General features: G+C 68.8%; 21 protein-coding genes and 2 pseudogenes. 7 read left to right on the forward strand and 16 right to left on the reverse strand.

Translation table 11 applies throughout. The features are described from left to right. Positions 1 to 31: 31 nt before the first annotated feature. Entirely contained in the window at positions 32 to 169 is a 138-nt protein-coding gene (locus QF027_RS14480) for a hypothetical protein (RefSeq protein WP_307074910.1), read from the reverse strand. 237 nt (positions 170 to 406) lie between these two features. Between QF027_RS14480 and QF027_RS14485 the strand changes: the two are divergent. Further along, positions 407 to 1,153, forward strand: a pseudogene (locus QF027_RS14485) (MFS transporter); the annotation flags it as partial. A gap of 812 nt (positions 1,154 to 1,965) precedes the next feature. Here QF027_RS14485 and QF027_RS14490 read toward each other — a convergent pair. Beyond that, a complete protein-coding gene (locus QF027_RS14490) occupies positions 1,966 to 2,907 on the reverse strand; it encodes an NADP-dependent oxidoreductase (protein ID WP_306986717.1) in 942 nt (313 codons plus the stop codon). 284 nt (positions 2,908 to 3,191) lie between these two features. On the opposite strand from QF027_RS14490, the gene QF027_RS14495 reads away from it, so the two are divergent. Continuing rightward, positions 3,192 to 4,151, forward strand: coding sequence for a GlxA family transcriptional regulator (locus QF027_RS14495; RefSeq protein ID WP_306982267.1), 960 nt, complete (start codon positions 3,192 to 3,194; stop codon positions 4,149 to 4,151). A gap of 330 nt (positions 4,152 to 4,481) precedes the next feature. On the opposite strand, the gene QF027_RS14505 is transcribed toward QF027_RS14495, so the two are convergent. From QF027_RS14505 to QF027_RS14520, 4 genes are all read right to left on the reverse strand, one after another. Then, positions 4,482 to 4,832 (reverse strand): DoxX family protein, encoded by a 351-nt coding sequence (locus tag QF027_RS14505; RefSeq protein WP_306982265.1) that lies wholly within the window; start codon positions 4,830 to 4,832, stop codon positions 4,482 to 4,484. A gap of 300 nt (positions 4,833 to 5,132) precedes the next feature. Beyond that, positions 5,133 to 5,735, reverse strand: coding sequence for a TetR/AcrR family transcriptional regulator (locus QF027_RS14510; protein WP_306982264.1), 603 nt, complete (start codon positions 5,733 to 5,735; stop codon positions 5,133 to 5,135). Positions 5,736 to 5,776: 41 nt separating this feature from the next. Continuing rightward, positions 5,777 to 6,685 (reverse strand): SMP-30/gluconolactonase/LRE family protein, encoded by a 909-nt coding sequence (locus QF027_RS14515; RefSeq protein ID WP_307074914.1) that lies wholly within the window; start codon positions 6,683 to 6,685, stop codon positions 5,777 to 5,779. Between the two features lie 280 nt (positions 6,686 to 6,965). Next, positions 6,966 to 7,781: an oxidoreductase gene (locus QF027_RS14520; RefSeq protein ID WP_307074916.1), complete on the reverse strand. Its 816-nt coding sequence runs from the start codon at positions 7,779 to 7,781 to the stop codon at positions 6,966 to 6,968. A 287-nt stretch (positions 7,782 to 8,068) separates the two neighbouring features. On the opposite strand from QF027_RS14520, the gene QF027_RS14525 reads away from it, so the two are divergent. Further along, positions 8,069 to 9,892 (forward strand): helix-turn-helix transcriptional regulator, encoded by a 1,824-nt coding sequence (locus tag QF027_RS14525; protein ID WP_307074918.1) that lies wholly within the window; start codon positions 8,069 to 8,071, stop codon positions 9,890 to 9,892. Positions 9,893 to 10,232: 340 nt separating this feature from the next. Here QF027_RS14525 and QF027_RS14530 read toward each other — a convergent pair whose 3' ends face one another. The 3 genes from QF027_RS14530 to QF027_RS14540 all read right to left on the reverse strand — a co-directional run bounded on the left by QF027_RS14530 (position 10,233) and on the right by QF027_RS14540 (position 13,412). Continuing rightward, positions 10,233 to 11,150 carry an alpha/beta hydrolase gene (locus QF027_RS14530; protein WP_307074920.1) on the reverse strand — a complete coding sequence of 306 codons (918 nt, stop codon included), beginning with the start codon at positions 11,148 to 11,150 and terminating at the stop codon, positions 10,233 to 10,235. Between the two features lie 63 nt (positions 11,151 to 11,213). Then, entirely contained in the window at positions 11,214 to 12,284 is a 1,071-nt protein-coding gene (locus QF027_RS14535; protein ID WP_307074922.1) for an alkene reductase, read from the reverse strand. Between the two features lie 336 nt (positions 12,285 to 12,620). Next, positions 12,621 to 13,412 carry an SDR family NAD(P)-dependent oxidoreductase gene (locus QF027_RS14540; RefSeq protein WP_307074924.1) on the reverse strand — a complete coding sequence of 264 codons (792 nt, stop codon included), beginning with the start codon at positions 13,410 to 13,412 and terminating at the stop codon, positions 12,621 to 12,623. 553 nt (positions 13,413 to 13,965) lie between these two features. Between QF027_RS14540 and QF027_RS14545 the strand changes: the two genes are divergently transcribed. Then, positions 13,966 to 14,532, forward strand: a complete 567-nt coding sequence (locus QF027_RS14545; RefSeq protein WP_307074926.1) for a TetR/AcrR family transcriptional regulator — start codon at positions 13,966 to 13,968, stop codon at positions 14,530 to 14,532. A 451-nt stretch (positions 14,533 to 14,983) separates the two neighbouring features. On the opposite strand, the gene QF027_RS14550 is transcribed toward QF027_RS14545, so the two are convergent. Together QF027_RS14550 and QF027_RS14555 are read right to left on the reverse strand one after the other, a co-directional pair. Continuing rightward, positions 14,984 to 16,198, reverse strand: coding sequence for a carboxypeptidase regulatory-like domain-containing protein (locus QF027_RS14550; RefSeq protein ID WP_307074928.1), 1,215 nt, complete (start codon positions 16,196 to 16,198; stop codon positions 14,984 to 14,986). 498 nt (positions 16,199 to 16,696) lie between these two features. Beyond that, entirely contained in the window at positions 16,697 to 17,185 is a 489-nt protein-coding gene (locus tag QF027_RS14555) for a 2-oxo acid dehydrogenase subunit E2 (protein WP_307082364.1), read from the reverse strand. Between the two features lie 144 nt (positions 17,186 to 17,329). On the opposite strand from QF027_RS14555, the gene QF027_RS14560 reads away from it, so the two are divergent. Both QF027_RS14560 and QF027_RS14565 read left to right on the forward strand, forming a co-directional pair. After that, entirely contained in the window at positions 17,330 to 17,782 is a 453-nt protein-coding gene (locus QF027_RS14560; protein ID WP_307074930.1) for a universal stress protein, read from the forward strand. A 56-nt stretch (positions 17,783 to 17,838) separates the two neighbouring features. Continuing rightward, entirely contained in the window at positions 17,839 to 18,408 is a 570-nt protein-coding gene (locus QF027_RS14565; protein ID WP_307074932.1) for a TetR/AcrR family transcriptional regulator, read from the forward strand. 91 nt (positions 18,409 to 18,499) lie between these two features. On the opposite strand, the gene QF027_RS14570 is transcribed toward QF027_RS14565, so the two are convergent. Next, positions 18,500 to 19,270, reverse strand: coding sequence for an SDR family NAD(P)-dependent oxidoreductase (locus QF027_RS14570; protein WP_306982243.1), 771 nt, complete (start codon positions 19,268 to 19,270; stop codon positions 18,500 to 18,502). A gap of 62 nt (positions 19,271 to 19,332) precedes the next feature. On the opposite strand from QF027_RS14570, the gene QF027_RS14575 reads away from it, so the two are divergent. Beyond that, a complete protein-coding gene (locus tag QF027_RS14575) occupies positions 19,333 to 19,671 on the forward strand; it encodes an ArsR/SmtB family transcription factor (RefSeq protein ID WP_306982241.1) in 339 nt (112 codons plus the stop codon). 17 nt (positions 19,672 to 19,688) lie between these two features. Here QF027_RS14575 and QF027_RS14580 read toward each other — a convergent pair whose 3' ends face one another. From QF027_RS14580 to QF027_RS14595, 4 genes and pseudogenes are all read right to left on the reverse strand, one after another. Then, complete coding sequence (locus QF027_RS14580) at positions 19,689 to 20,090, reverse strand: DUF3099 domain-containing protein (RefSeq protein WP_373432106.1); 402 nt, start codon at positions 20,088 to 20,090, stop codon at positions 19,689 to 19,691. 133 nt (positions 20,091 to 20,223) lie between these two features. Beyond that, positions 20,224 to 21,093 carry a helix-turn-helix transcriptional regulator gene (locus tag QF027_RS14585; RefSeq protein WP_307074935.1) on the reverse strand — a complete coding sequence of 290 codons (870 nt, stop codon included), beginning with the start codon at positions 21,091 to 21,093 and terminating at the stop codon, positions 20,224 to 20,226. A gap of 145 nt (positions 21,094 to 21,238) precedes the next feature. Further along, a pseudogene (locus tag QF027_RS14590) lies at positions 21,239 to 21,322 on the reverse strand (bifunctional 5,10-methylene-tetrahydrofolate dehydrogenase/5,10-methylene-tetrahydrofolate cyclohydrolase); the annotation flags it as partial. Positions 21,323 to 21,532: 210 nt separating this feature from the next. After that, positions 21,533 to 23,455, reverse strand: coding sequence for an N-acetylmuramoyl-L-alanine amidase (locus tag QF027_RS14595; protein ID WP_307074937.1), 1,923 nt, complete (start codon positions 23,453 to 23,455; stop codon positions 21,533 to 21,535). Between the last annotated feature and the right edge of the window lie 18 nt (positions 23,456 to 23,473).

Here is a 23,473-nt window from a genome sequence, read left to right on the forward strand (position 1 = left end):
GGTGGGGTCCGAGGACCCCACCACCCTGCGGCTACAAACCGCAGACCCGTGCCGCCGTCTGCACCACGCTCCAGAGCGCCTTGGCCACGAGGCCGGCGGCGATACGGAGCGCGAGCTCGCGGTGCCACGCGCGCTGCGTCTGTGCGTTCTTGTCGGAGGCGATGCTCATGCAACAGCCCTTCTGCAAAGCCGCGAGGTAGCCCCCCGCCAAGGCGGTAGAACGGGTCCTGCCCTACCGGGCGGTCCACACCACCGAAGTGGCGTCCACAAGGGATGCGCTCCACTGCCGAGCCTGTGCAGTTCCGACCGCACCTTCAGAAGAAGAGACACGGCGCGAGGCAACGGTAGCCGAACTCCGGTGATTTCGCTGAAGCTTGCAGCCCGACGACGCGGTCGGGGCGTGGGCGGCTTCTTCGCCGGTACGGCCCTGCTCGTCGGCTTCGTCCTGTACGAACTGCGCGCCAGGGACCCGATGCTGCCGATGCGCCTGTTCCGCCACCGTTCCTTCAGTGCCATCAACGCCGCCAGCCTGCTGATGCTGCTGGGCATGTTCGGGTCGATCTTCCTGCTCAGCCAGTACCTGCAGACCGTCGGCGGCTACTCGCCTATGCAGGCGGGCGTACGGATGCTGCCCTGGACCGCCATGCCCATGATCGCCGGACCGTTGGCCGGGGCACTGTCCGACCGCATCGGCGGCGCACCCGTCGTCACAGCGGGCATGGCCCTGAACGCCGTCGGCCTCGGGCTGTGGGCCATCACCGTCGAGCCGCACGTCGCCTACACCCACCTGCTGCCCGCACTGATCGTCTGCGGCATCGGCCTGGGCATGTTCTTCGCGCCCAGCGCGAACCTCGTCATGAGCACCGTCCGCCCGGAAGAGCAGGGCATCGCCTCCGGCGCCAACAACGCCATCCGCGAGGTCGGCGGCGCCATCGGCGTGGCAACGCTGGCCGCGGTCTTCTCCGCCCGGGGCGGCTACGGATCCGCGTCACTGTTCGTGGACGGGCTGATCCCCGCCCTCTGGGTCGGAGCCGGCGCCGTCGCCCTGGCAGCGGCCGTGGCACTGCTCATGCCCAGCCGGCGCAAGGCCGACGACCCGGCCGCCGGCCTCGCCACGGAGGATGCCTCGGTCGGCGCCCCGGTCGCGACCTGAACCCACGACAAAGGGGCGGCCCCGCCGGTCACGGCAGGCCGCCCCTCAGTTCAGGCATGGCCACTTGCGGCGACTCGATGATTCGTGAAGTGGCTTCTCCGCCCTCGGCCGATGACCGGTTGACGGGCCGGGCGTCGACCACCCGGCCCGCAGAAGCCTCCGACGTTCCCAGCGTTCCGCCACGAACTGCTCGTGGGAACTGGAAGATGCCTCCGTGGCCGGCGTCGGGAGAGACGACCAGGTCGGCGGCCGGCAGTCGCCGGGCCAGGTCGTACGAGTTCTTCGTCGGCAGCATCCGGCGGTGAGCAGGACGACCGATGCCGTGCGCTGATGGGCGTCCGCGGCAGCAGCCCCTCCCCCGCAAGCACGATCATCCGCGCCCGATGGCGTCCGCGGTCAGCCACCAACACATTCCCTGACCCCACGACTCGTTGCCCCTCACGGCAGGAGTCACCTTCGCGAACCGCGGGGTGGGCGGGCCGGGTGGCTTCACGCCGGACACGATCAAAGGGATGGCCGGCTCGGGTTCTCGGCCGAGGAGCTCGCCCCCGGCCGACGCCGAGCACACCGAAGAAGGCCCCGATGAACACGCTGGACACTCCTGCGTCTTCAACGGTCGGAGCCCGCGCTGAGCCCCTCGGACAAGCCGCGCAACCCGGCGGAGCATCTCGTCGTCGGCTCCGACGGCGGCGTCTGCTTGGTGCCTGAACCCGCTGAGTCCAACGCGAATTCACCGATCCATGACGACGGTCGTGTCGCCATCCGTCGGAGACGGACCTGAGGGCTTGGACGGCAATCTATGTCGTCAATGTCTACTCCACGGTCAGCACGATCTTGCCGGTGGTGCGGCCGGTCTCGCCCAGGGCGTGAGCCCTGGCGGCCTCGGCGAGCGGGAAAGTGGCCTCGATGTGGGCGCGCAGGGCGCCGGTTCCGACCAAGTTGGCGATGGCCTGCATACCGGCGCGGTCGGCCTCGACGAGGAGGGACTCGAAGCGGATGCCCCGCTCGGCGATGTCGGCCAGCTCGGCGGGGTCGACGGGTACCGGAAGAATCGAGACGAGGGTGCCTCCCGGGCGCAGCACGGCCAGGGAGCGGGCGCGGGCGCCGGTGTCCAGGGAGATCGAGTCGAGGACAACGTCGACGTCCTTGACGGCCTCGGTGAAGTCGACCTCGTGGTAGTCGATGGCCTCGTCCACTCCCAGGGAACGCAGGAAGTCGTGCTTGGCGGCACTGGCGGTGCCGATGACGTACGCGCCGCGGGACTTGGCGATCTGGACGGCGAGATGGCCGACTCCGCCGGCGGCCGCGTGGATGAAGACGCGCTGCCCGGGCTGGACATCGGCCGTCTCGACGAGTGCCTGGTAGGCGGTCAGGGCCGCGAGCGGCAGCGCGCCGGCCTGGACGTGGTCGATACCGGCGGGCTTGTGGACGAAGGCGCGGGCCGGGCCGGTCACGTACTCGGCGTGGGAGCCGACCCCGTGGGGATAGGGCAACATGCCGAAGACCTCGTCGCCCGGCTTGAACAGGGTGACGCCGGTACCGACTGCCTCGACGACTCCGGAGACGTCCCAGCCCAGGATGAGGGGCAGGCCGTTGACGGTCATCGGCTGGGCGCGGTTCCACCAGTCGGTCGGGTTGACGCCGGCCGCACGGACGGCAATCAGGATCTCACTCAACCCCGGCTCGGGCCTGGGAAGTTCGACTTCCTTGAGTACCTCCGGGGAGCCGTAGGTGTCTTGGCGGATGGCGCGCATGGTCGCGGTACTGGGATTCGTCATGCGTCCAGCGTCGCGGCCTGCCACTCCCCAGCGCCATGGCATGAATGCCAACTTTCAACGGGATCCTGCCAGGACGTGTTTTTTTCGTCGACGCATTGCATCGACTGCCCGGACCGAGGGACTCCACCGCTCGCGTGCTGTGGACGGCAGGAAGGGGGAAACGGCGGGAACCGTGTCAGCAGCCCGCGTGATTCACCCAGCAAGTTGCCGTGACCGTCCGATAGCATGGCATGAATTCTATCTTTCGACGGGATCACGCCATGACATCCCCTCACCGAGTCGTCGTCCTGGCCGTCGACGGGGTGTACCCCTTCGAACTGGGTATCCCCAGCCGGGTCTTCGAGGCCGCGGACGGCCGCTACGAGGTGCTCACCTGCAGCGTCGACGGCCTACCGGTGCGCACCAATTCCGACTTCTCGATCACCGTCGAGCACGGCCCCGAGGCGCTGCGCACCGCCGACACCGTCGTCATCCCGCCCTTCACCACTACCGACGTCACGGCGGAAGTGCCCCAAGTCATGGTCCAGGCGCTCGCGTCCGTGGCACCAGGCGCCCGCCTCGTATCGATCTGCACCGGCGCCTTCGTCCTCGCCGCCGCCGGTCTCCTCGACGGCCGGCCGGCCACCACCCACTGGATGGTCGCCGACCTCTTCCGTGCCCGCTTCCCACACGTCGCACTCGATCCCGACGTCCTTTTCATCGACGACGGGGACGTGCTGACCTCGGCCGGTGCCGCCTCCGGGCTCGACGTCTGCCTGCACATCATCCGCAAGGACCACGGCAGCGAAGTCGCCAACCAGGTGGCCCGCAGGTGCATCGTCCCCCCGTGGCGCGAGGGAGGACAGGCACAGTACATCCAGCACCCGGTGCCCGAGGCCACGGCCAGCGGAACGGCCACCGCCCGCCAGTGGGCCCTGGAGCACCTCCACGAGCCCATGACCCTGACGGACCTCGCCGAGCACTCCCACATGAGTCTGCGCACCTTCGCCCGGCGCTTCACCGAGGAGGTGGGCATGAGCCCGGGACGCTGGCTGATCCAGCAGCGCGTCGACCGGGCACGGCACCTCCTGGAAACCACCGACCTGCCGGTCGACGAAATCGCCGGCCAGGTCGGCTTCGCCGGCGGCACATCGCTCCGCGAACACCTGCATGCCGTCATCGGCGTCTCACCGCTCGCCTACCGGCGCACCTTCCGCGGCGCCCTGACCCCCGCCCACTGAGTGTGCGGGCTCGGCGGGGTGGTCGCGCCGTGCGCACGGAACCTGCCGTCAGTACGGCGGCCGGATCGTTTGAGGCAAGGCACGGTGACGGCGCCCCGGGTGCTGGTGGCCACCCGCCCGCGCAACGTGCTGCCCGAGAGGCCCGGGCCTGGCCGGGCACTGGGCCACAGAGTTGGTGTACTGCCCCTACTGCCATGGCTGGGAGGTACGCGATGAGCCGTTCGGCATCTTCGCCACGGCCCCGCCTCGGTCCACCACGCCTGGCTGTTCCGCCGGCTGGCCGACGACCTCATCGTCTTGAGCTGGTCTGATCCCGATCGTGGCGCATGGTCAGACCGTCGCGAACCCCAGTACCAGCGGCGCCAGGGCAACGAGCATGATGGCGGCCGGGATGCCGACTCCCTTCTTGTCGCCTCCACGGAGGTGCGTGATCACGGCGCCCAGGAAGTACAGGACCACGCCGATCGCCGCCGCGATGCCCAACGGTCGGTAGGCGATGCCGGCGAGCAGCCCCAGAGCGCCCGCGATCTTGACCAGGCCGAGCGGCAGGAACCAGCTGTCGGGCACCCCGAGCGCCTTGAGCCCGTCTGTGACCTTCGGATCGCCGGTGAAGTCGGGAACGGAAGAGAAGACCAACGCCAGGGACACCACGACAGCGAGGACGACATAGGCGATGAACACGGAGAACTCCTGAGGAGGAAGGGGACCGCCGATCGGTCCTGGAGTACAGGGGCGGCAAGCGATGAGCCGCGGTCGTGCGACTGCCTCGTGTCCCGGGCAATGTTGGGGGGGTGGGCGAGGTGATCCTGTCGATGCCGAGCCGGCGGCGATCGCAGCCACCGGTCGGTCGGCAGGGTCTCCCCGTCGACGATCTGGGAGCGGTGGGCCGGCGGTACTGCCGGGAGGGTGATGATCCGGTGCCGTCGACGATCTGTGGCAACTGCCGTGTACTGCTCCGGTCACTGCAACGGCACCGGACGATCAGTTCTGCTGCTCGGCATCCACCAGTGCGAGGGCGTTGCGGATGCCCTGTTCGAGGAGTTCGTCGGCGAGTTGCCGATCGGTCAGGGCCCGGGAGAGCTGCAGCGTCCCGGCCATCATGCCGAGGAGGCCAAGTGCTTTCAGACGCGCTGACGGCGGGTCGTGGGGTGCCAGGCGGGCCGCGAAGCCGTCGATGAGAGTCAGCGCGCCGTCGGTGTACGCCTGCCTGGTGGGATCCGTGGAGCGTCCGATCTCGTCGAGCAGGGCGGCGTTGGGACAGCCGTCCTCGATGCTGTCGCGCTGCTCGGGGGAGAAGTACCAGCGCACGATCTGCTCGAGTCCGGCCCGGCCGGGCGCCTCCTGCGCGACGATGCTCTCGTGCTGTGCGCGCATCTGGTCGGCGACCGCCGTGGCGACGAGTTCGTCCTTGGAGGCGAAGTAGGCGTAGAAGGTGCCGTGGGTCAGGCCCGCGTCCTTTATGAGCGTCGCGACTCCGGAGCCGTCGATGCCGTCACGCTTCAGCCGGCGGCCTGCGGTCGTAATGATCCGCCGCCTTGTCTCCTGCTTGTGTTCCTTCGTGTACCGCACTGTGCGTTCCTCCATCGGAGCCGGGGGCTCGCGCCCCGGCTGCCGCGCTGGTCAGGTCAGTGTGCCGCGCCTGCAAGGAGAGCGGGGAAGTTGATCCTGGCGGTCTGCAGTTTCGGGTCGTGGGGCTCGGGGACCCCGCCGTCGGTGATGTACAGCCGGTCGCCGAGGACGGCGGTCGCGGAGGGCGAGGCGAGACCGTCCGCACTGGTCAGAACGGCCTTTTCGGTGCCGTCCGGGTAGATCACCACGACCCTGTCCGGACCGTTCTGCGAGGAGGAGCCGTTCTGCGCCGCGAACACCACATCGGACCAGGGGGTCAGGAAGCTGAGGTCGTCGATGTTGGGCAGGCCGCCCGCGACGACACGGATGGGGCCGGCCTTGCCGGTGGCGGTGACCGGTACCCGCAGCAGTGTTCCCTTGTTGAAGTTGCTGATCCACAGGGCGCCGTTGTGGAACCTGAGCCCGTTGGCGCCGATCGGCAGGGCTTCGGTCGGCACCGGCGCGAGAGCGGCGTCGGTCAACCACGGGGTCACCGATCCGCCCGAGACCGGAACGGACCAGATGGTGCCCTTCAGGCTGTCCGCGATGTAGAGGGTGCGTCCGGCCGAGTCGACGGCCAGCCCGTTGGGGCCCGAGTCGGCGGGCAGAGCGGCGACGCGCTGAGAGGCACCGTCCGCAAGCAGCTTGTACACGCCGTTGCGGTCCGCGTTGCCCGGGGCCCACAGCGCGTAGTAGACGGTGCCGTCAGCGCCACGGGCGTTGCCGCTGATCGCCTCACCCACCTGCCCGGTGGCGAGCACGGTGCGCTGTCCGGACGCGCCTATACGCATCAGTTCCGGACCGTGGGTGCGCTCGCACACCGCGCAGCTGCCGAGCATGGACAGGGTCACCGAGCCGTCGGGGTTGGCGGTGATGTTCTCGGGGATCTCACCGGCGGCGAAGTAGAACGTCGCCGCGGTCCGCACGTCGGTGACAGCGGCTCCGCTGTACGAGTGTCCCGTCCATGCGGACGCGGACGTCGCCGACCCCAGGACGGCCGCCGTCGCGGTGACCGCCAGCGTGATCCCGACCTTCTTCTTCAGAAAGCGCCTTGCACTGGATGCACTGGGCCGGGCCGTGGGCTGACGTTGCTGGATGACTCTCCTTGGCGAATCAACGAGTGGTGATCGATGTACTTCCGCCGACATCAGGGATGTCCGTTATGCCGGGTTGTCGGAGACATACGGGCGGAGCCGGACCTGGTTGTCAGCCGGGCAGCCGGTTGTTCTTGCGGATCTGCTTGTCGAACGTTCCGGCGGGGACGAGGCGGCGCGCCTTGGTGACGCGTGAGGCCAGCGGTCCGGCGGTGTAGCGCAACTTCGGCTTCTTGTCGGTGGCCGCGGTGACGATCGTTTTGGCGACGACGGCGGGGTCGTCGCCGTCCCTCATCGCATCCGCGATCACCTCGTCGAAGACACGCCGCCGCTCCGCGTACAGAGGCAGCGGGGTGTCGGGCTGCGCGGCGTTGGTGTCGAAGCTGGTCTTGGTGTAGGCGGGCTGGACGAGGAGGACCCGGACGCCGAACTCGCGGACCTCGTGGTCCAGCGACTCGGAGAAGCCCTCGACGGCGTGCTTCGACGCGACGTAGAGGGACATGAAGGGCTGGGGGGCGACCCCGAGGACCGACGAGATGTTGATGACGCGTCCGCCGCCCCGGGCGCGCATGTGTGGCAGGACGGCCTTCGTCATACGGATGACGCCGAGGACGTTGACGTTCAGGACGCTCCGGGCCTGGCTGACGGAGTTCTCCTCGACGGCGCCCGCCGAGCCGATGCCCGCGTTGTTGACCAGGACGTCGATGCGTCCGAACCGGTCGATCACCTGGGCGACCGCGGCGGTGGCCGAGTCGTCACTGGCCACGTCGAGATCGAGATAGGTCACACCGGCGGGCGGGGTGAGCCCGGAGGTCGTGCGGCCGGTTCCGATCACCTCGAAACCCGCCGCTACGAAGGCGCGGGCCGCCTCCTTGCCGATCCCTGATGTGGCCCCCGTCACGAGTGCCACCGGTCGAGTTGTCGCCATCACGTACTCCCTGGTTTGTATTACGTCCGTATGTCTTACGTTCGTACGACCATATGCTGACCGTCGGTCGATGGCAAGGGGTCAGGTCCGGCAATCCCGGAGAGGCGGGGAAACGTGGGGCGCGGTACGGGAAAGACCACGAGTGGGCGACGCGGCGGGTACCGGGACGGCCGGTCGTCGCATGACCCGCCGCGCTCGTCGATGGCGGCCTCGGTGCAGGTTGGCCGCGGTCTTGGCGAGGTCGCACCCGTTCGCATCCGGGTGGTCAAGGAAGGCGGTGACAGCTGATGGCTGCGGTGGTCTACGAGGAGGCGCAGGCCGCGGACCGGCAGACGGTTCATCGCGCGCTCGCGTCCGTCCTGACCGGCGAGAACGCCGACGAGCTGCGCCCCTGGCACCTCGCATCGGCTGTGGAAGCCGCGGGCGGACCCGACGAGGAGGTGGCCCGGCTCCTTGAGGAGTCGGCCCACCGCTCCTGGGCCCGCGGCGGCTCTGCCACGGCGGCCCGTGCCCTGGGGCGTGCGGCGAAGCTGTCCCCCTCGACGAACGGCGCGGCCAGACGGCTGGCGCACGGAGCGAGGGCGGCCTGGGAGGCCGGCCACGTCGACGTGGCACTGGGCATGCTGGAGCGGGCCGAAGGGTTTTCCTCCCCCTCCACGGTCGCGGATCTCAGCGAGGGGTTGCGCGGGCTGATCGAGTTCGCGCACGGCGATGTGGAAACCGCCTGCCGTCAACTGACCCGGGACATGGAGCGGGTGACCGATGCCGGGCAGGCGTTCAGACTCGGCAGCATGGCGCTACGGGCGGCGTGGGCGGCCAATCATGGCGAACTGCAGCGCGAGACGCTCCAGCGGCTCGAACGGCGGCTCCCGCAAGGGAACTTCCCGAACGCCGATCTGCTGCCGTTGCTGCGCGAATGGTGGACGGAGGAAGGGGGCGGCGGCGCCGATGACCGCGACCAGATCGTGGCCCCCGGCGCTGACATCCTCACCGAGCTCAGCGGCAGTTCCTGGCTCCTGATGCCACCGTCACCGATGGCGGTGGCCTGGGGCATCGACTCCGCCCTTCAGGAGGCGCTCCGCCGCGAGACCGACACGCTGCGGCACACGGACCAGATGACCGCCCTGACCCAGGCGCTGGCCCAGACCGTGGCGCTGGACATCGCGCAAGGCTCCTGGACCTCGGCCACGGCGAACGCCCTTAAGGGGTTCCAAGTGGCCGAGGGGATCGGTGACGACCACTTGGCGGAGCAGTGCCGCGCCGGTCTCGGATGGCTGGCAGCCGTGCGAGGCGACGAGCAGACCGTCGCGGACTTCGCCGCCCGGAGCAACGAGGTGTGGGTGCCGCGTGGGGTGCGCGTCTTCAGCGCTTGCGCGGAGTGGAACCTCGGCATGTCGGCGCTCTTCGCCGGCCGGGCCGAGGAGGCGCTGGACCGCCTGGTCCGGCTGACCGAGCAGGGGCACGAGGCGGCACACCCCACCGTCGCCGTGCTCGCCGCGCCCGACACCGCCGAGGCCGCGGTCCAGGCAGGACAGCGAGCGAGGGCCGAGGAACAGGCGCGGCGGCTGCGGCGGTGGGCCGAGCGGACCGGGGCGGCGTGGGCGATCTCCGCGACGCACCTTGTCCATGCCCTGCTGGCCTCCGGAGCGGACGCGGAGAAGCAGTTCCGGCTTGCGCTGGATGTTCCCGGAGCCCGGTCGCGGCCCTTCAACTACGCCCGCACGCGCCTGCTGTACGGCGAGTGGCTGCGGCGGGCCCGCCGCCGTACCGACGCCCGGATCCAACTCGCCGAAGCGGCGGAAACCTTCCGGCGACTGGACGCGACGCCCCTGCTTGACCGCACCCGGGCCGAACAGGAGCTGACAAGGCAGCACCTGCGCCGCGACTCCGCACCGGCCCGGGACACCGGGGCCGTCCTCACCCCGCAGGAGTTGAGGGTCGCACGGCTGGCCGGGCAGGGGCTCACCAACCGGGAGATCGGGGCACAGCTGCTGATCAGTCCCCGCACGGTGGGTCATCACCTGGCCAACGTGTTCCCCAAGCTCGGTATCGTCTCGCGCGCGGATCTCGCGCGCATCGACTTCGGGGACGGGCTGCATCTGATCGGCTGACCGGCCGTCTTTCTCCCCGCCATGCCCACCGGGCGCGAGGCAGCCGACAGCCCCCGCCCTTGCGACCAGTTCGGCTCCGCCGAGCCCTCGAACGCGAAGTACGCCTTCGCGTCGGAGTCGGTGAGGTGGTACGCGACCTCGCGGGCCTTCAGCAGCACGTTCAGCGGCACGACCGCCGCCCCGGCCAAGCCGTGGTCGTGGTCCGCGTCCCGGCCTCGCCTGCTGGACCGGGACGAGGTCGTGCGCGTCGCGGACCTGCGCGCCGGCGCAGGCCATGTCAGCGCCCGTCCACCGTCCCGATCCGGCAGGCGCGCGGATCTTGCGGCTGCCGAGGGCGCGGTCAGATCTTCGTCTTCTCCCGGACCCACGCGCCGATCTGTGCGATGGCGGCGTCGGTCTCCGGAATCCGGCCGGCACCGTAGACGTAGGAGTGCTGGCCTCCGGGGACCACAACGGTCGTGGTGTCGATTCCGGCGTCCTTGACGCGGGCGGCGAACTCCTCGTCCTCGCCGGCCAGCACCTCGTACGTCCCCCAGGAGACGAGGGTCGGGGGCAGACCGCTCAGGTCCGCCCGGTTCAGATTGACTCGGGGGTCCGTGAACTCGATGCCCGTGCCGCCGACCCAGGACTCCCGGAAGAACTCCAGCAGACCCTTGCTGAGTATCTTGTCGGTCCCGGCGTTGGTCGCGATGGTCGCGTTGGCCATCTCGAGGTCGCACCAGGGGGAAATCGACACGATGGCACCGGGCAGCGGCTGCTTCTTGTCGCGGAGGCGAAGCGCCAGGGCGACCGCGATGAACCCGCCGATCGAGTGGCCGATCGTGATGATGTTCCCCGGCTCATACCCTTCCGACAGCAGCCAGTTGAAGGCCGCCTCCGCGTCGTCCACCTGAGCCGGGTACTTGTGTTCCGGCGCGCGCCGGAAGTCCAGGACCAGTACGGGGGCCCCGGCGGCCTTGGCGATATGCCCGGCGAGCTTCCGGTCGACGTGTGCTGACGCCAGAACGGAGCCCCCGGCGTGACTGTGCAGGAGGACGTAGTCGGTGTTGGCGTCGACGGGTTCGCACCAGATTCCCAGCACGCCACCCGCGTCCACCTCCCGATAGGTGACGCCTTCCGGCTCCCGGGCCGCGAGATGGACCTGCTCCGCCTGGATGCGCGCCGCGTCCAACTCGGACGGGGGATTCGCCCCTGTGGCCAGCCATTCCGCGAATTGGATCGCTTCCGGGCTCAGTTCGACTGCGGGGTGCTCAGACACGTGGTACCTCCATGGGCCCAGCTGGGCGTACCGGCCCGCCAGGACCAGTGTCGCCGGGGTTTGTCAAGCGGTGTGGGCAGTGTGGGTGGGGTAGTCGGTGTAGCCGGTTGGGTCGCCGCCGTAGAAGGTGGCGGGGTCGGGGGTGTTCAGCGGCACGCCGGCGCGTACGCGCGCGACCAGGTCGGGGTTGGCGAGCGCCATGGTGCCGACGGTGACGACGTCGGCCAGTCCGTCTTCGACGTCCTTCGCGCGGGTGGCGATGTCGGTACCGGCCCGGTTGAGGACCAGCGTGGTCGGCCACAACTTGCGCAGGGTGTGCAGAAGTTCGTCGTCACCGCCGTGGGCGATGTGCAGGTAGGCGAGGTCGAGCGGGGCGAGGGCGCGCAGGAGTGCGGGGTACAGCTCGTGGGTGTCGCTCTCGGCGATGTCGTTGAACGGGTTGCCGGGAGAGATCCGGATGCCGGTGCGGGCGGCGCCTATCTCGTCGGCCACGGCGGTGGCGACCTCGACGGCGAAACGGATGCGGTTCTCGAGGGAGCCGCCGTACTGGTCGGTGCGCTGGTTGGTGTTGGTGGAGAGGAACTGGTGCAGGAGGTAGCCGTTGGCGCCGTGGATCTCGACGCCGTCGGCGCCGGCCGCGATGGCGGCCGCAGCGGCGCGCCGGAAGTCGTCGACCGTCGCGGCGACCTCCTCGGTGGACAGTTCGCGCGGTACCGGCATCTCCTGGAGCCCCGACGCGGTGAACATCTCACCCGTCGGCTGGACCGGAGAGGGAGCGACCGGCTGCCGGTGGTGGGGGGTGTTGTCGGGGTGGGCGATGCGGCCGGCGTGCATGAGCTGGATGACGATGCGTCCGTCGGCCTTGTGTACGGCGTCGGTGACCTCGCGCCACCCGTCGATGTGCTCGTCGGTGTAGATGCCGGGGGTCACCGGGTACCCCTGGCCGTCGGCGGAGGGCTGGGTGCCCTCGGTGATGATGAGGGCGTGCGAGGCGCGCTGGGCGTAGTACTCGGCGTTCAGCTCGGTCGGCACGCCGTCCGGGGTGGACCGGTTCCGCGTCAGGGGGGCCATCGCCAGGCGGTGCGGCAGGGCGATCTCCCCGGCGACGATCGGGTTCCACAGGGCGTTCAGCATGGAGGTTTCCTCAAGTAAAAGGGTGAGACAGCTGCGGGGTGGTGGGCTGCCCCGCAGGAGCGCCTACGCGGTGACCGGCGGGATGGGCCCGGTGACCTGCACCGAGGCGGCCGGACTGCGTGGAGGGAGATGGCGGTGCGGTCGGGCTTGCCGCGCAAACATGACCGCCGCCATCGCGGTGGTGGGTCGCGGCTGTCAGGACTGGGGGAGGATGGTGAGCGCGTCGGTCTTCTCTCCGCGCCGGAGGACGTATCGGTCGTGTGCAGTGGCGACCGTTCCGTTGTCACAAAGGGTTGTCACAAAGGGAGGACTTCCGCACCTGAGCCGGTGCGGTCTTCAGCCGCGGTATCGATCAGCCGGGACCCGCTGCGACAGGTTCGGGACGAGCGCCTGACGGGCCTTCTCGAACGCCTCCCAGTCGCTGATCCGGGGCAGTGACGGGATGGTGACGGGCTCCCCGGCGTCGAGGCCGGCGAGCGCCGCGTCGACGGCGTCGTCCACGCTCATGACCGACTCGTCGGGAAGTGCCGCGAGTTCGATGCCGGAGCCGTCCCAGAGCTCCGTGCGGACAGCGCACGGCAGCACGGCCTGCACCGTGACGGGGCTCTCGGCGAGTTCCTGCTGCAGAGCCTGGGTGAACGTCAGCACGTAGCTCTTGGTGCCGCTGTAGACGGCGCCGCCGGGCAGGAAGTTGAGAGCCAGGGCGGAGGAAATGTTCACCACGGTGCCGTGGCCGCGGGCCAGCAGGCCCGGCAGGACCGCGGTGGTCAGCCTGGTCAGCGAGGTCACGTTGAGGTTGATCAGTGCCTCGGAGACCGCCGCGTCGGAGGTTGCCAGCGGGGAGAACAGCGCCCCGCCGGCGTTGTTGATCAGTACCGCGATGCTCTCGTCGGTCCGCAGACGCTCCTCGACCACCGAGATCTGCGCCGCATCGGTGAGGTCGGCGGTGATGATGTCCACCGCGCGGCCCGTGCGGCTGCGGATGTCCGACGCCAGCGTTTCCAGCCGCGCAGCGTTGCGGGCCACCAGGATCAGGTCATAGCCCCGGTCGGCAAGCCGCTGCGCGTAGGCGGTGCCCAGGCCGGCGGAAGCGCCCGTGACGACGGCGGTCTTGTTCTGCGTGGTCATGGGTGGATCTCGTTTCTCGTGGCGTGTGAGTAGGGGCCCAAGGGTCTGAGCAGGGGTCCAAGCGTCTGACCCGCTTTAGATTACGATAGGTATCTAATGCCGTCCAGTCAACGGCCCTCCCGATGCCCGCGGTCACCGCCCTCGGCGCCTGAGGCTGCTCGACGCGCATGCCAGGCTTAAGGCTCGGCGGTCGATCAGGTACGGATGGAGACACATCGGGTGCACGGTCACCTCGGACGGTTTCGGGTATCCCCCTCACGCCGCATGCGCGGGTACGGCGAACGACACCTCGGCGGACGCGGAGCACCTCGCGAGCCGCCTTGCGTGACTCAGACGCTCAGCCGCGGGGACTGCCGCCGAAGGGCTCGAACAGGCTCCGTCACGCACCGTGCGCGGGTTCCACGAGACTGGGCATCGACGCCCCGATGCGGGCCCACAAGCTTCTCGTCCTGCGGCAGCGAGATAGAGCTGCGAGAAAGAGGGCACTGCGACCGACCCCCGACGCTTCACATATGATAGATGCGCTTCACTATCTAACAGGGGCAGGTGACTGATGAGTCGCGTTTCGCAGGCTCAAGCGCTCGAGAACCGCAGGCGCGCGGTCGCCGCGGCCTCCCAGCTCTTCCGGGAGCGCGGCGTGAACGGCATCAGCGTCGCCGATCTGATGAAGTCCATCGGGCTGACCACGGGCGGCTTCTACAAGCAGTTTCCCTCCAAGGAGGCCCTGATCGCCGAGGCGGCTCAAGCCGCTTTCGGGGACCTTGACCTCCTCCTGGCCGAGTTCGACAAGGCCCACGGCGATCACGACACCGCGCGCGGCGCCCTGGTCGACTACTACCTTTCGGCCGAGCACCGAGACCAGCCCGGCACCGGTTGCCCCACCGCGGGATTCGCAGGGGACATGGCTCGCGAGCGCACAGCTGAAGAGGTGCGCGAAACATACGCTGCCGGAGTCGAGGAATTCGCCACCTGGATGTCCACCGACGCCAACGACGGCCTTCCCATGGTGGCCACTCTGGTCGGGGCGATCCTGCTCGCACGGGCCACGGCGGGCACTGAACTGTCGGAGAAAATCCTGGAGTCGACCCGCAAAGCCCTGACTGCACCACACGGGCAGTGACCTGGAATCCTGGACACCAGCTATGCGACTGGGCCCAACGCCGCGTGGTTAAGGGGCTGTTGGGCTCGTCACGGCGGGCTTGTTTTTCCATGCGTCGGCAAGGACGTGCTTCCCGTGACCAATCTTGCGGAGGCCCGCTGCTGCCGCTGTCCTGGCGTCGGGCCACGACTGTGCGAGACGGTCGACCGAGCCGCCGGGATCCGGTGTGCACGCCTCTGCGGCGCGGACATGTGCGCCCTGTGCTTCCTGGACCGCTCTCCTCGTCCACAACCGCCGTTGGCGCTCCATGTCCCGCTGCGGCAACCGGCCCCGGTCCGCCTCCAACAGCTCCTGGGACGATCGCGGGCCCCCTCGCTCCTGAGCTTGTGGGTCAGTTCAGTGAGCGAAGGGCGCCCTCGGCGTCCTGTGCTCCCGTCATGTCAACGTCTGGGTCACAGCTTGACTTGCTGAGTCACCCACGACGCGTCGCTGTGTCAGCCTCGTCGAATGCGCTGCCGAACGGAGTGCCGCCGAGTCGACCGCGTAGAACGAAGTCGGCTTGCACGGCCGCACCGGACTGGAGCAGCTTTTGGTGCACTACCGGTGTTTGTCCGGAATGCGAGACCACAACGCTGATGTACCCCTCTGGCAGCCCGGTCACGGCGTACTCCCCCTCCGCGTTTGTCGTGGTCCGAACCAACTGCCGACCGCGAGTGTCGATGACCGTTACCGCGGCATGGCGCACGGGTCGCTGCTGGGCGTTGCGGACGGTGCCGAAAAGCATGGGCACCGACTCGCCGAAGTGGTGATGATGGTGGACCGGGAGCGCAGTGGGCGTGGGCGTCTCCACGGAGGGGTCCTCGACCGGTGGCTCCTCGACATCTTCCTCGGTGTCCAAGCCCTGTCGCGCAATCTGGCGGTGATGCCGCCAGGCATCGAGGCCCGACAGAGCCAGGCCTACCGTGATCCATGCACAGAGCACGAGGATCGGCCTGAGCACCCCGGCACCGTCGAAGTACAGGAATCCGCGCAGAGCGTCCACCGCGTTCCCCAGCGGCATGACGTCGTGCAGGTACTGGAAGAACGTCGGTAGCATCGCGACGGGTGCGACACCGCTGCTGGGAACGCTGAGCACGATGAACAGGCCCATGCCCACTGCGGGGAAGAACTGCTTGGTGAAGGGTGCGACACCGGAGGAGAAGGTGGCCACCGCCGTGGTGAGCAAGAAGGCGACCACCATGGCCGAGGGGTCGTCGGGAAGGTAGTCCAGCCCCACCCCGGCCAGGAAGCCCACGGAGCTGAGGAGGGCGGAGAGGCCTACGACAGTCAGCAATTTCCGGCGCCGGTTGAAGGTCACCGCTCGCAGCAGCGTGGTCGCGAGGATGTAGCCGGGAATGCTCCAGGCAACTCCGAAGTAGACCAGGGTGGTTCCCATCTGGTCTTTTGCCACAGTGGGCGCCACGTCCTCGACCTGCAGCTTCACGCGGTCATGCGCGGCAATTGCGCCGAAGTCCTTGATGAGAGCCTGCTCGAGTGAGGCTCCGTTGGCCTTGGCCACGTAGAGCACACCGTGTGTGCGCCCGGGGACGTAGCCCGCCACGGCATCACGGTCGAGTACTGCTCGGCGGGCTTCTTGGCCGCCGGCCACATCGGTGACGTCGAATCCGCCGGGGTGCTGTCGCTGCACGACTGCCTCGACACCGGAGTCCAGTGCGCTGTGAGCGACTACGACCTTCGCATGGTGAGGCTGAGGCGCATGCAGAGCCGGGGCCATGCAGAACAGGAGGCCGAGGAAGAGGATGGTGGGGAACCACAAGGCTTCGGCCAGAGTCCTGGCCGGGTGTGCCCCCTGGGGGCGTTCGATCCGGTGCCTCACAGATCCACACCCGGGACGCATCGATGAAGGCCGTACTTGCGGGCCTCATTGCCGGGCTTGTCGCCGGGCCTTCGCAAACTCAGCGAGGGTTCATGCATGCGGACCCCATGCGTTGCGCTCCTCTGCGGTGGAGCCAGCTCCATGGCGCCTTCTCCGTTCCTCGCACCTGACTGCCGCCATTGCACACATTCGTTACTGTACCGATCGGAACATCTATGCTCAGCGGAGCCTACGCGTACCGATCGGTACAGTCAAAACGCGCCTGGACCCGCCGGCGTCGAACGCCGAACCACTGGCGCAGACCACGCGTCAGACGAGCAGTCGGTAGGGGTGGGTCACGGCGTCCACCAGCGCGTCCAGCCACTGCGCCGCGAGCGCACCGTCCACGGCGCGATGGTCGACGGAGACCACCAGGGCCAGGACCGAGGCGGCGACCACCTCCGACTCGCGTACCACCGGGGTGGGGCGCACGGCGCCGACGGCGAGGATCATCGAGTGCGGGGGGTTGATGACGGCCGCGAACTCGTCGACGCCGTACATCCCGAGATTGGTGACGGTGATCGAGCCGCCCTCCAGGTCGCGTTGGCTCAGTGAGCCCTCGTCGGCCTGCCGGACGAGGCCGCGCACTTCTGCGGAGACCGCGCCGATGGGCTTGTCGCCGACCGCGCGCAGCACGGGGGTGACCAGTCCGCGGGCACAGCCTCCGCCTGGACGAGAACGTCGAGCCGCACGTGGTGTTCTTCCCGCCCACCGACGGCAGCGCCGACCACGACCACGGCCACAGGCACTGACGGACAGCCACCGACCGGGCTCATTTCACAGTGCCGGCTGCGGGCAGGCCTTCCCGCCGCCGGCCCGTAGCCCCCGGCACAGGGCGCGACTCAGGTTCGAATTTGACGGCTATGGACGTCGCGGTCGCCCCGGCCGAGGGATGATGGTCCGGTGGATACTTCGCCAGCACACCGACCGGCCGGCGACGGCCCGAGCACCATCGTCACCGGCGTGGACGGCTCGCCGACCTCACTGCGGGCGGCCGCCTACGCGGCAGGGCTCGCGCGCCGCCAAGGAGCCCGGTTGGTCGCCGTCCACGTCGCCCATCCACCGGTCACGGCACACCTCGCTCCGCTGGTCGAGGCGGAGTTGCGCGGCACACTGCGGGAAATCACCGAGGAGGTCAGGGGCGAAATACAGCAAGGCGCCGGGCATGTCGGCATGAACATCGACTTCGTCGCCGTAGACGGCGACCCATACGGACAGCTCGTCCGGGTGGCCGACGAACTCGAAGCGGACGCGATCGTAGTGGGCGCGTCGGCACACACCGGACACCGCATCGTAGGCTCGCTCGCGGTTCGGTTGGTGCGCGCCGGGCGGTGGCCGGTGACGGTAGTGCCCTGATCAGTCGGGACACCGACAGCGCGACCCCATGCGTACCGACCGGTACAGTCCGGGGCATGCCTCGACCGGTCAATGTCGAAAAGCGCGCCGAGTTGCTGCGGGAAGTGGTGGCGCACCTTCAGGACCACGGACTCGCGCAGATGTCGCTGAGCCCGCTCGCCGAATCCATCGGCACCACGAAACGCATGCTTCTGTACTACTTCGGCAGTCGTGAGAATCTGCTGGCGCAGGCACTGATCGCCAACCGACCCGATGCCCGTGCGATGTTCGACGACGTCCACGACGTCGCCGACCTGCGTCGGGCCGCCCGCACGTTGTGGGAGGCGATGACCGTCGGGGAGCAGTCCGGACCGATTCGTATGCTCTTGCAGCTGTTGAGCCTGGCCGTCACCGACCCGCAGCAGTACGGCGAGCTGGCCGCCGACACCGTTGAGGTCGTGATCGGGCCCATCGCCGCCGCGTACGTCCGGCTGGGCCACCCACCGGAGCAGGCACGAGCCGCAGCCACGCTGCTTGTTTCCGGCTTGCGCGGATTGTGCCAGGACCGCCTTGTGACCCATGACGTCGCCCGTACCGACGCGGCAGCCGATCGTCTCATCGACGGAGCCACCGCAGCGCCTCGCTGACCCACGGCGCTGATCACCCACCGCTCCCCCGGAACCCGTCTCCCATCGGAAACGGGTAAGCACTGGGGCCCAGGGTGGTCGCATTGAGGCGTCAGGACAGTTCGAGTCCGCCGTCGACGGTGAGCACCTGCCCGGTGAGCCAAGCGGTGTGGGGGCCTGCGAGCCGCAGGATCCAAGCGGCGATCTCAGCGGGGTCACCGCGGCGGCCCAGCGGGATTCGTACGGCCTCGTCGGCTTTGATCTGGTTGATGGCCGCGTCCGGGAGACCGGCGGCGGTCAGGGCTTCGCTTTCGGTCGGCCCGGGGGCCACTGCGTTGACCCGGATACCGTCGGACGCCAGCTCCAGGGCCCAGCTGCGGGTGAGCTGTTCGAGCGCGGCCTTGGACGCGGCGTAGTGACCGGCACCGGCCGCAGGTCGGTGCCCGAAGGTGCTGGAGACGTTGACGATCGCCCCGCGAGAGGCTTTGAGATACGGCAAGGCCGCGCCGGCCAGCAGGCTGGGCGCGACGACGTTGACGGCCAGCAGTTGGGTGATACGGGCCGCTGTGGCCTGCTCCAGCGGCATCGCGGCGAACGCTCCGGCGTTGTTGACCAGGACATCGATGCGACCCCACCGGCTGAGGGCGGCCTGGACAACCGCCTCGGGTGCGTCGTCCTGGGTGACATCGACGGAAAACGGCACGATGGACGGATGCTGCGCGGCGCTCTCCGCGAGGGCGTCCGGTCGGCGGCCGACCCCCAGGACGTGAGCGCCCGCGCCGGCGAACATGGCCGCGGTCGCGCGTCCGATCCCCGATCCGGCTCCGGTCACGACCACGACCTGATCAGCGAAGTGACTGTTCATCGGCTCTGGTGCGGACACAGCAAACTCCAATGTTCGATGTTCGATGTTCGTCGAATGTCGATTGACGTTAACATGTGGGTATGAGAGACCCGCAGCACCCCGACCCCGGCGACATCACGCTCATCCGCGTGCTCGGCGCGCTCAGCGACCCGATCCGGCTCGGTCTCGTGCGGCTACTGTCCGATGGCCAGGAACGTGGCTGGGGAGAACTGCGGACACCCGTGGGTAAATCCACCTTGAGTCACCATCTGAAAGTCCTGCGGGACGCGGGCATCACCCGCACCCGTCAGGAAGGCACCCGCTGCTTCGTCCAACTGCGCCGTACCGACCTTGACACCCGGTTTCCGCACCTGATGGCAGCATTGCTCTCCGTGGCGGCCGCCGACGGTATCGGCGAAGACGTCACCGCGACCAAGTGACGGTCGTCCGGGGCCACTCAGTTCGCATCATTCGGTTCGGATCGCAAGGTCGTGGGCGCCCCGGTGGCCATGTCCTCGGTGGCCATGTCCTCGGGGGCCGACGCCGCAGAACCCGCGTTCCGCGGCGGAGCGATCACGAGACGGGACGGTGCGGGGACGAACGACGCCTGGGGTGCCGGGGCTTTCTCGCGGCCGCCGTTGGCGATGACGACGGCGATGTAGGGCAGGCCGATACCGAGGACCAGCGCGACAAGCGCAACGGGCCGTTCGACGTTCCACAGAGTGGCAGCCAGGATCACCGACACCGTACGCACCGACATGGCAATGACGTAGCGTCGCTGCCGGCCGCGGACGTCCTCGTTCAGCCCCTTCCGCGCCGCGGTGATCCGGAAGACCTGGACCTTGTTCTGCTTGCTGATCACGCTTCATCGCCTGCCTGTCTTGGCACTTCCTTCAGCCCGCGTCTCTCGCAGGAGAACGTCGTGGACGGTCGTGCTGTACGTATTGACAGCATCGCCGCCGCATCTGTGACAGCAGTCCCCGCGAAGGTCCTCACCAGGGGCGGGCCGGGTTGACCGAACTCGCCGTCCCCTCCGCGATGGGCAGCAAGGACAGGAGTTGCAGGTTGGTGTGGCTCTCCGTGCCCGGTACCGCTGTGTAGACGACGAGCCGCTGCGACTGCTCCGGGTCCACGAGCGTCTGGCAGTGCAGTTCGAGCGCCCCGACCTGTGAGTGCAGAAAGCGTTGGGAGGCGCAGTGGGGCCCCAACACGAGGTGTTCGTGCCACAGTGCGGCGAATTCGGTGCTCTCCTGGCTGAGTGCGTCGACCAGCTTCGCGGCACGGGAGTTCTCGCCGTCGTGTGTGTAGGCGACGTGGAGGTCCGCTGCCATCAGACGGCTGTGTGCGGCGTGGTCGCTCTCGGGATGTACGAGCCGGGAGGCCGGGTCGGTGAACCAGCGGTAGTGGGCGCTGCGCGCCAAGCCCGTGTAGGCGGTCTCGTCGCCCAGGAGCGCAACCGCGGGCCGTGTTTGCTTCAGAGTTTCGCCAAGGTGGTTCATCACCTGGGCGGGGGTGTCTTCCAGACGGTCCAGGATGCGCATCATTCCTGGACTGATGTGGTCACCGCGCCGCACCCGGCGAGGTGCGGTGTGGCCGGCGATCCAAAACAGATGATCTCGCTCTGCCAACGACAGATGCAGACCTCGGGCTATTGCGGCAAGCACCTGCTCAGACGGGTGAGGGCCCCGCGGTTGTTCGAGCCGGCCGTAGTAGTCGACTGATATGTCGCACAGTGCCGCGACTTCCTCGCGGCGCAGTCCACCCGTGCGCCGGCGACGTCCACGGGGCAGACCCACGTCCTCAGGCTGCAGTGACTCTCGGCGCGCCCGCAGGAACGCTGCCAGTGCTGCTCGGTCTGCCATGGCTTCCCCTTCTCCTTCTTACGGGGCCGTGCCGACTTCCACGGGGTGTCGGCACCGGGATGCCGGGGTGCCGGGGGTGGGCCGGCCTGAATGGATCCGGTGCGTGGAAGGCGGCTGCGGCCGGCGCGTGGGTGGGGGGCCGCGCGCCGAGCCGCTTCGCGGCGGCTTCCACGGTCTGCGCGAGCAGGACGGCAATGGTCATCGGCCCGACACCGCCGACAACCGGGGTGAAGGAGCATCCCGGCCGGTTTGCCGGGAATCCCCCCACGACTGCGTGCTTGCCGGCGAGGCCGACGTCCCGTACGCCTCCCACCTCTGCGCGGTGACGTCGGTGCTGGAAGTGAACGAAGCCACCGCCAGCATGATCACCGCAGGATGACCTTGCTGGCGGCAGTCGGACGTGCTTGTGTCACGCGGTCGAAGTTCCCGCAGACACGGTCTAGTTGTCTTCCCAGTGCCGCGTGGCGGTGGTCGCGGTGACGTCATTGGCGTAGACGAGTGCCACGCGGTGGTTGTACTGGATGGTGTACATCTTCTTGCTGCCGATGACGACCGTTCCCGATGAGGCGAAGTAGTCGTCGGTGGCTGTCGCCGGCTGGGTGGCGACGTAGGCCTGGCCCGCCGGGACCGAGTACATGCTCAACGGTGCTTGCGTCGACGCGCCCAGACCGGCGGGGTACTCGGACTTGTCCGGGTAGCTGGATCCGTAGACGGCCACGGGTGTGGTGCCTGCGGGCTTGATGATCTTCACGCCGTAGACGGGCCGGGTGTTCTTGCCCGCGGGGTTGTGGAACCAGACCTTGGCGCCGCTGTACCAGACGGCAGTCCAGTCGCCCTGAACCTCGGCGACGACAAACTGCTGGCCGGCCTGTGCGGTGCTGCCCCAGTCGTTGATTCGATTCGTGCCGGCAGTGGTCCCATGGATCGCCTGGTCACCGAAGAGAGGTGCCTGCGCGTCGGGAGCGGTGCGCAGGTACACGAAGTTCGACGCCTGCTGCTTGTCCGTGCAGGACGTCGTGGCGCCGGTCGGATCGTCGGACGGGCAGACCTGGACCGTCTGCACATTGTCGTCGAAGGGCGGGTCGATGGATACGACCGAGCCCTCGGACGGGACGCTGGGCAGTCCGCTGATGGGGCGGCCGAGCAGGCGCATGAAGTGGTCCCAGTCCCAGCCGTTGCCCGGGTCCCAGTGCATGCCGGACACCAGCGAGGAGTTCGGCCCGGCAACGTTGTCGTGGCCCACGACGTGCTGACGGTCCAGGGGGATGTCGAAACGGTCCGCAAGGTACGTCACGAGGTCGGCCGTGGCCTGGTACTGCGCCTCGGTGTACCAGGTCGCGCCCTGCACGGCGTATCCCTCGTGCTCGATACCGATGGAGTGCAGGTTCGTGGAGTAGTTGCCCGCGTGGAAGGCGATGTTCTTCGTGGGCACCATCTGCGTCACCGCGCCGTCCGAGGACCGCATCACATAGTGCGTCGAGGCGACGTTCTTCGGGTCTGCGAGTCCCGCGACCCCGGCGTCGTAGGAGCCCTCCAGGTCGTGGATCACGATGGTGTCGATCCGTATGCCGTTGGCGGGCCGGTTCGAGACCTGGCCGCCGGCCGGAGAGCCGGCGACAAACGTGCAGGCCACGGTCGACGGACATTCAGTGGCGGCGTCTGTCGTGGCCTTGAGCCGCAACTCGTCGATCTGCGCATCCGCGGTCCGCACCGAAGGGCTGGCTTTCAGCTGGACCCGACCGTCCTCGGTGGCACGGGCAGCTCCGCTGCGGATGGTGCCGTAGACACGGTTCGCGAAGCGAACGGCGCCCTGCCTCTGGGTCGACTGGCTGTAGCGGGCCACAGCGCCGTACCACTGCGACGGATCTTCCGGCGTGCCGTCAGTTACCTGCTTCGCGTAGGAGGCAAGGAGCGCCGCACCGCCTCGAATGTTCTCTGCGGGGTCCTTCCGCAGTGTCTCCGGGCTCTGTCCGGTGAGCTTGGCGGCAGCCTGCAGCGTGTGCAGGGCCGGATTCGAGGCGAGGGAGGCAAGGTCACTGCGTCCCGCGGCACCCGCGTCACCGCCGGCGAGCATGGCCGGGGTGACGTCGGTGAGGTGCATGGGCCCAAAACCGCCGTCGGTGCTGGGCTGTGCGCCGTGTGACTGCCACCCCGACTCCTGGTAGGCCACGCCGAGCAGGACGCTGACGGGAACGTGGTACTCGGCGGCTGCCGCTGTGAAGTCCTGCTGCCGGGAGTCGCCGTGGGAGTCGCCGGCACCGTCGGCCAGCGCGGTGAACGGCACGGTAGCAAGGCCCCCTGCTACCAGCGCGCCGATCGCAAGGACGACCGAGGGACGGAGCCGCACTCTTCTTTTGTGCAAGATGCTGATCCTTATGCG

The organism is Streptomyces canus, from assembly GCF_030816965.1.
Lineage (GTDB): Bacteria > Actinomycetota > Actinomycetes > Streptomycetales > Streptomycetaceae > Streptomyces > Streptomyces canus_E.

Excerpts from the sequence above, each read along its gene's own strand:
- QF027_RS14480 (WP_307074910.1), bottom strand. The coding sequence starts at position 169 with ATGAGCATCGCCTCCGACAAGAACGCACAGACGCAGCGCGCGTGGCAC.
- QF027_RS14490 (WP_306986717.1), bottom strand. The coding sequence starts at position 2,907 with ATGCGCGCCATCCGCCAAGACACCTACGGCTCCCCGGAGGTACTCAAG.
- QF027_RS14495 (WP_306982267.1), top strand. The coding sequence starts at position 3,192 with ATGACATCCCCTCACCGAGTCGTCGTCCTGGCCGTCGACGGGGTGTAC.
- QF027_RS14510 (WP_306982264.1), bottom strand. The coding sequence starts at position 5,735 with ATGGAGGAACGCACAGTGCGGTACACGAAGGAACACAAGCAGGAGACA.
- QF027_RS14520 (WP_307074916.1), bottom strand. The coding sequence starts at position 7,781 with ATGGCGACAACTCGACCGGTGGCACTCGTGACGGGGGCCACATCAGGG.
- QF027_RS14525 (WP_307074918.1), top strand. The coding sequence starts at position 8,069 with ATGGCTGCGGTGGTCTACGAGGAGGCGCAGGCCGCGGACCGGCAGACG.
- QF027_RS14535 (WP_307074922.1), bottom strand. The coding sequence starts at position 12,284 with ATGCTGAACGCCCTGTGGAACCCGATCGTCGCCGGGGAGATCGCCCTG.
- QF027_RS14540 (WP_307074924.1), bottom strand. The coding sequence starts at position 13,412 with ATGACCACGCAGAACAAGACCGCCGTCGTCACGGGCGCTTCCGCCGGC.
- QF027_RS14545 (WP_307074926.1), top strand. The coding sequence starts at position 13,966 with ATGAGTCGCGTTTCGCAGGCTCAAGCGCTCGAGAACCGCAGGCGCGCG.
- QF027_RS14565 (WP_307074932.1), top strand. The coding sequence starts at position 17,839 with ATGCCTCGACCGGTCAATGTCGAAAAGCGCGCCGAGTTGCTGCGGGAA.
- QF027_RS14575 (WP_306982241.1), top strand. The coding sequence starts at position 19,333 with ATGAGAGACCCGCAGCACCCCGACCCCGGCGACATCACGCTCATCCGC.
- QF027_RS14585 (WP_307074935.1), bottom strand. The coding sequence starts at position 21,093 with ATGGCAGACCGAGCAGCACTGGCAGCGTTCCTGCGGGCGCGCCGAGAG.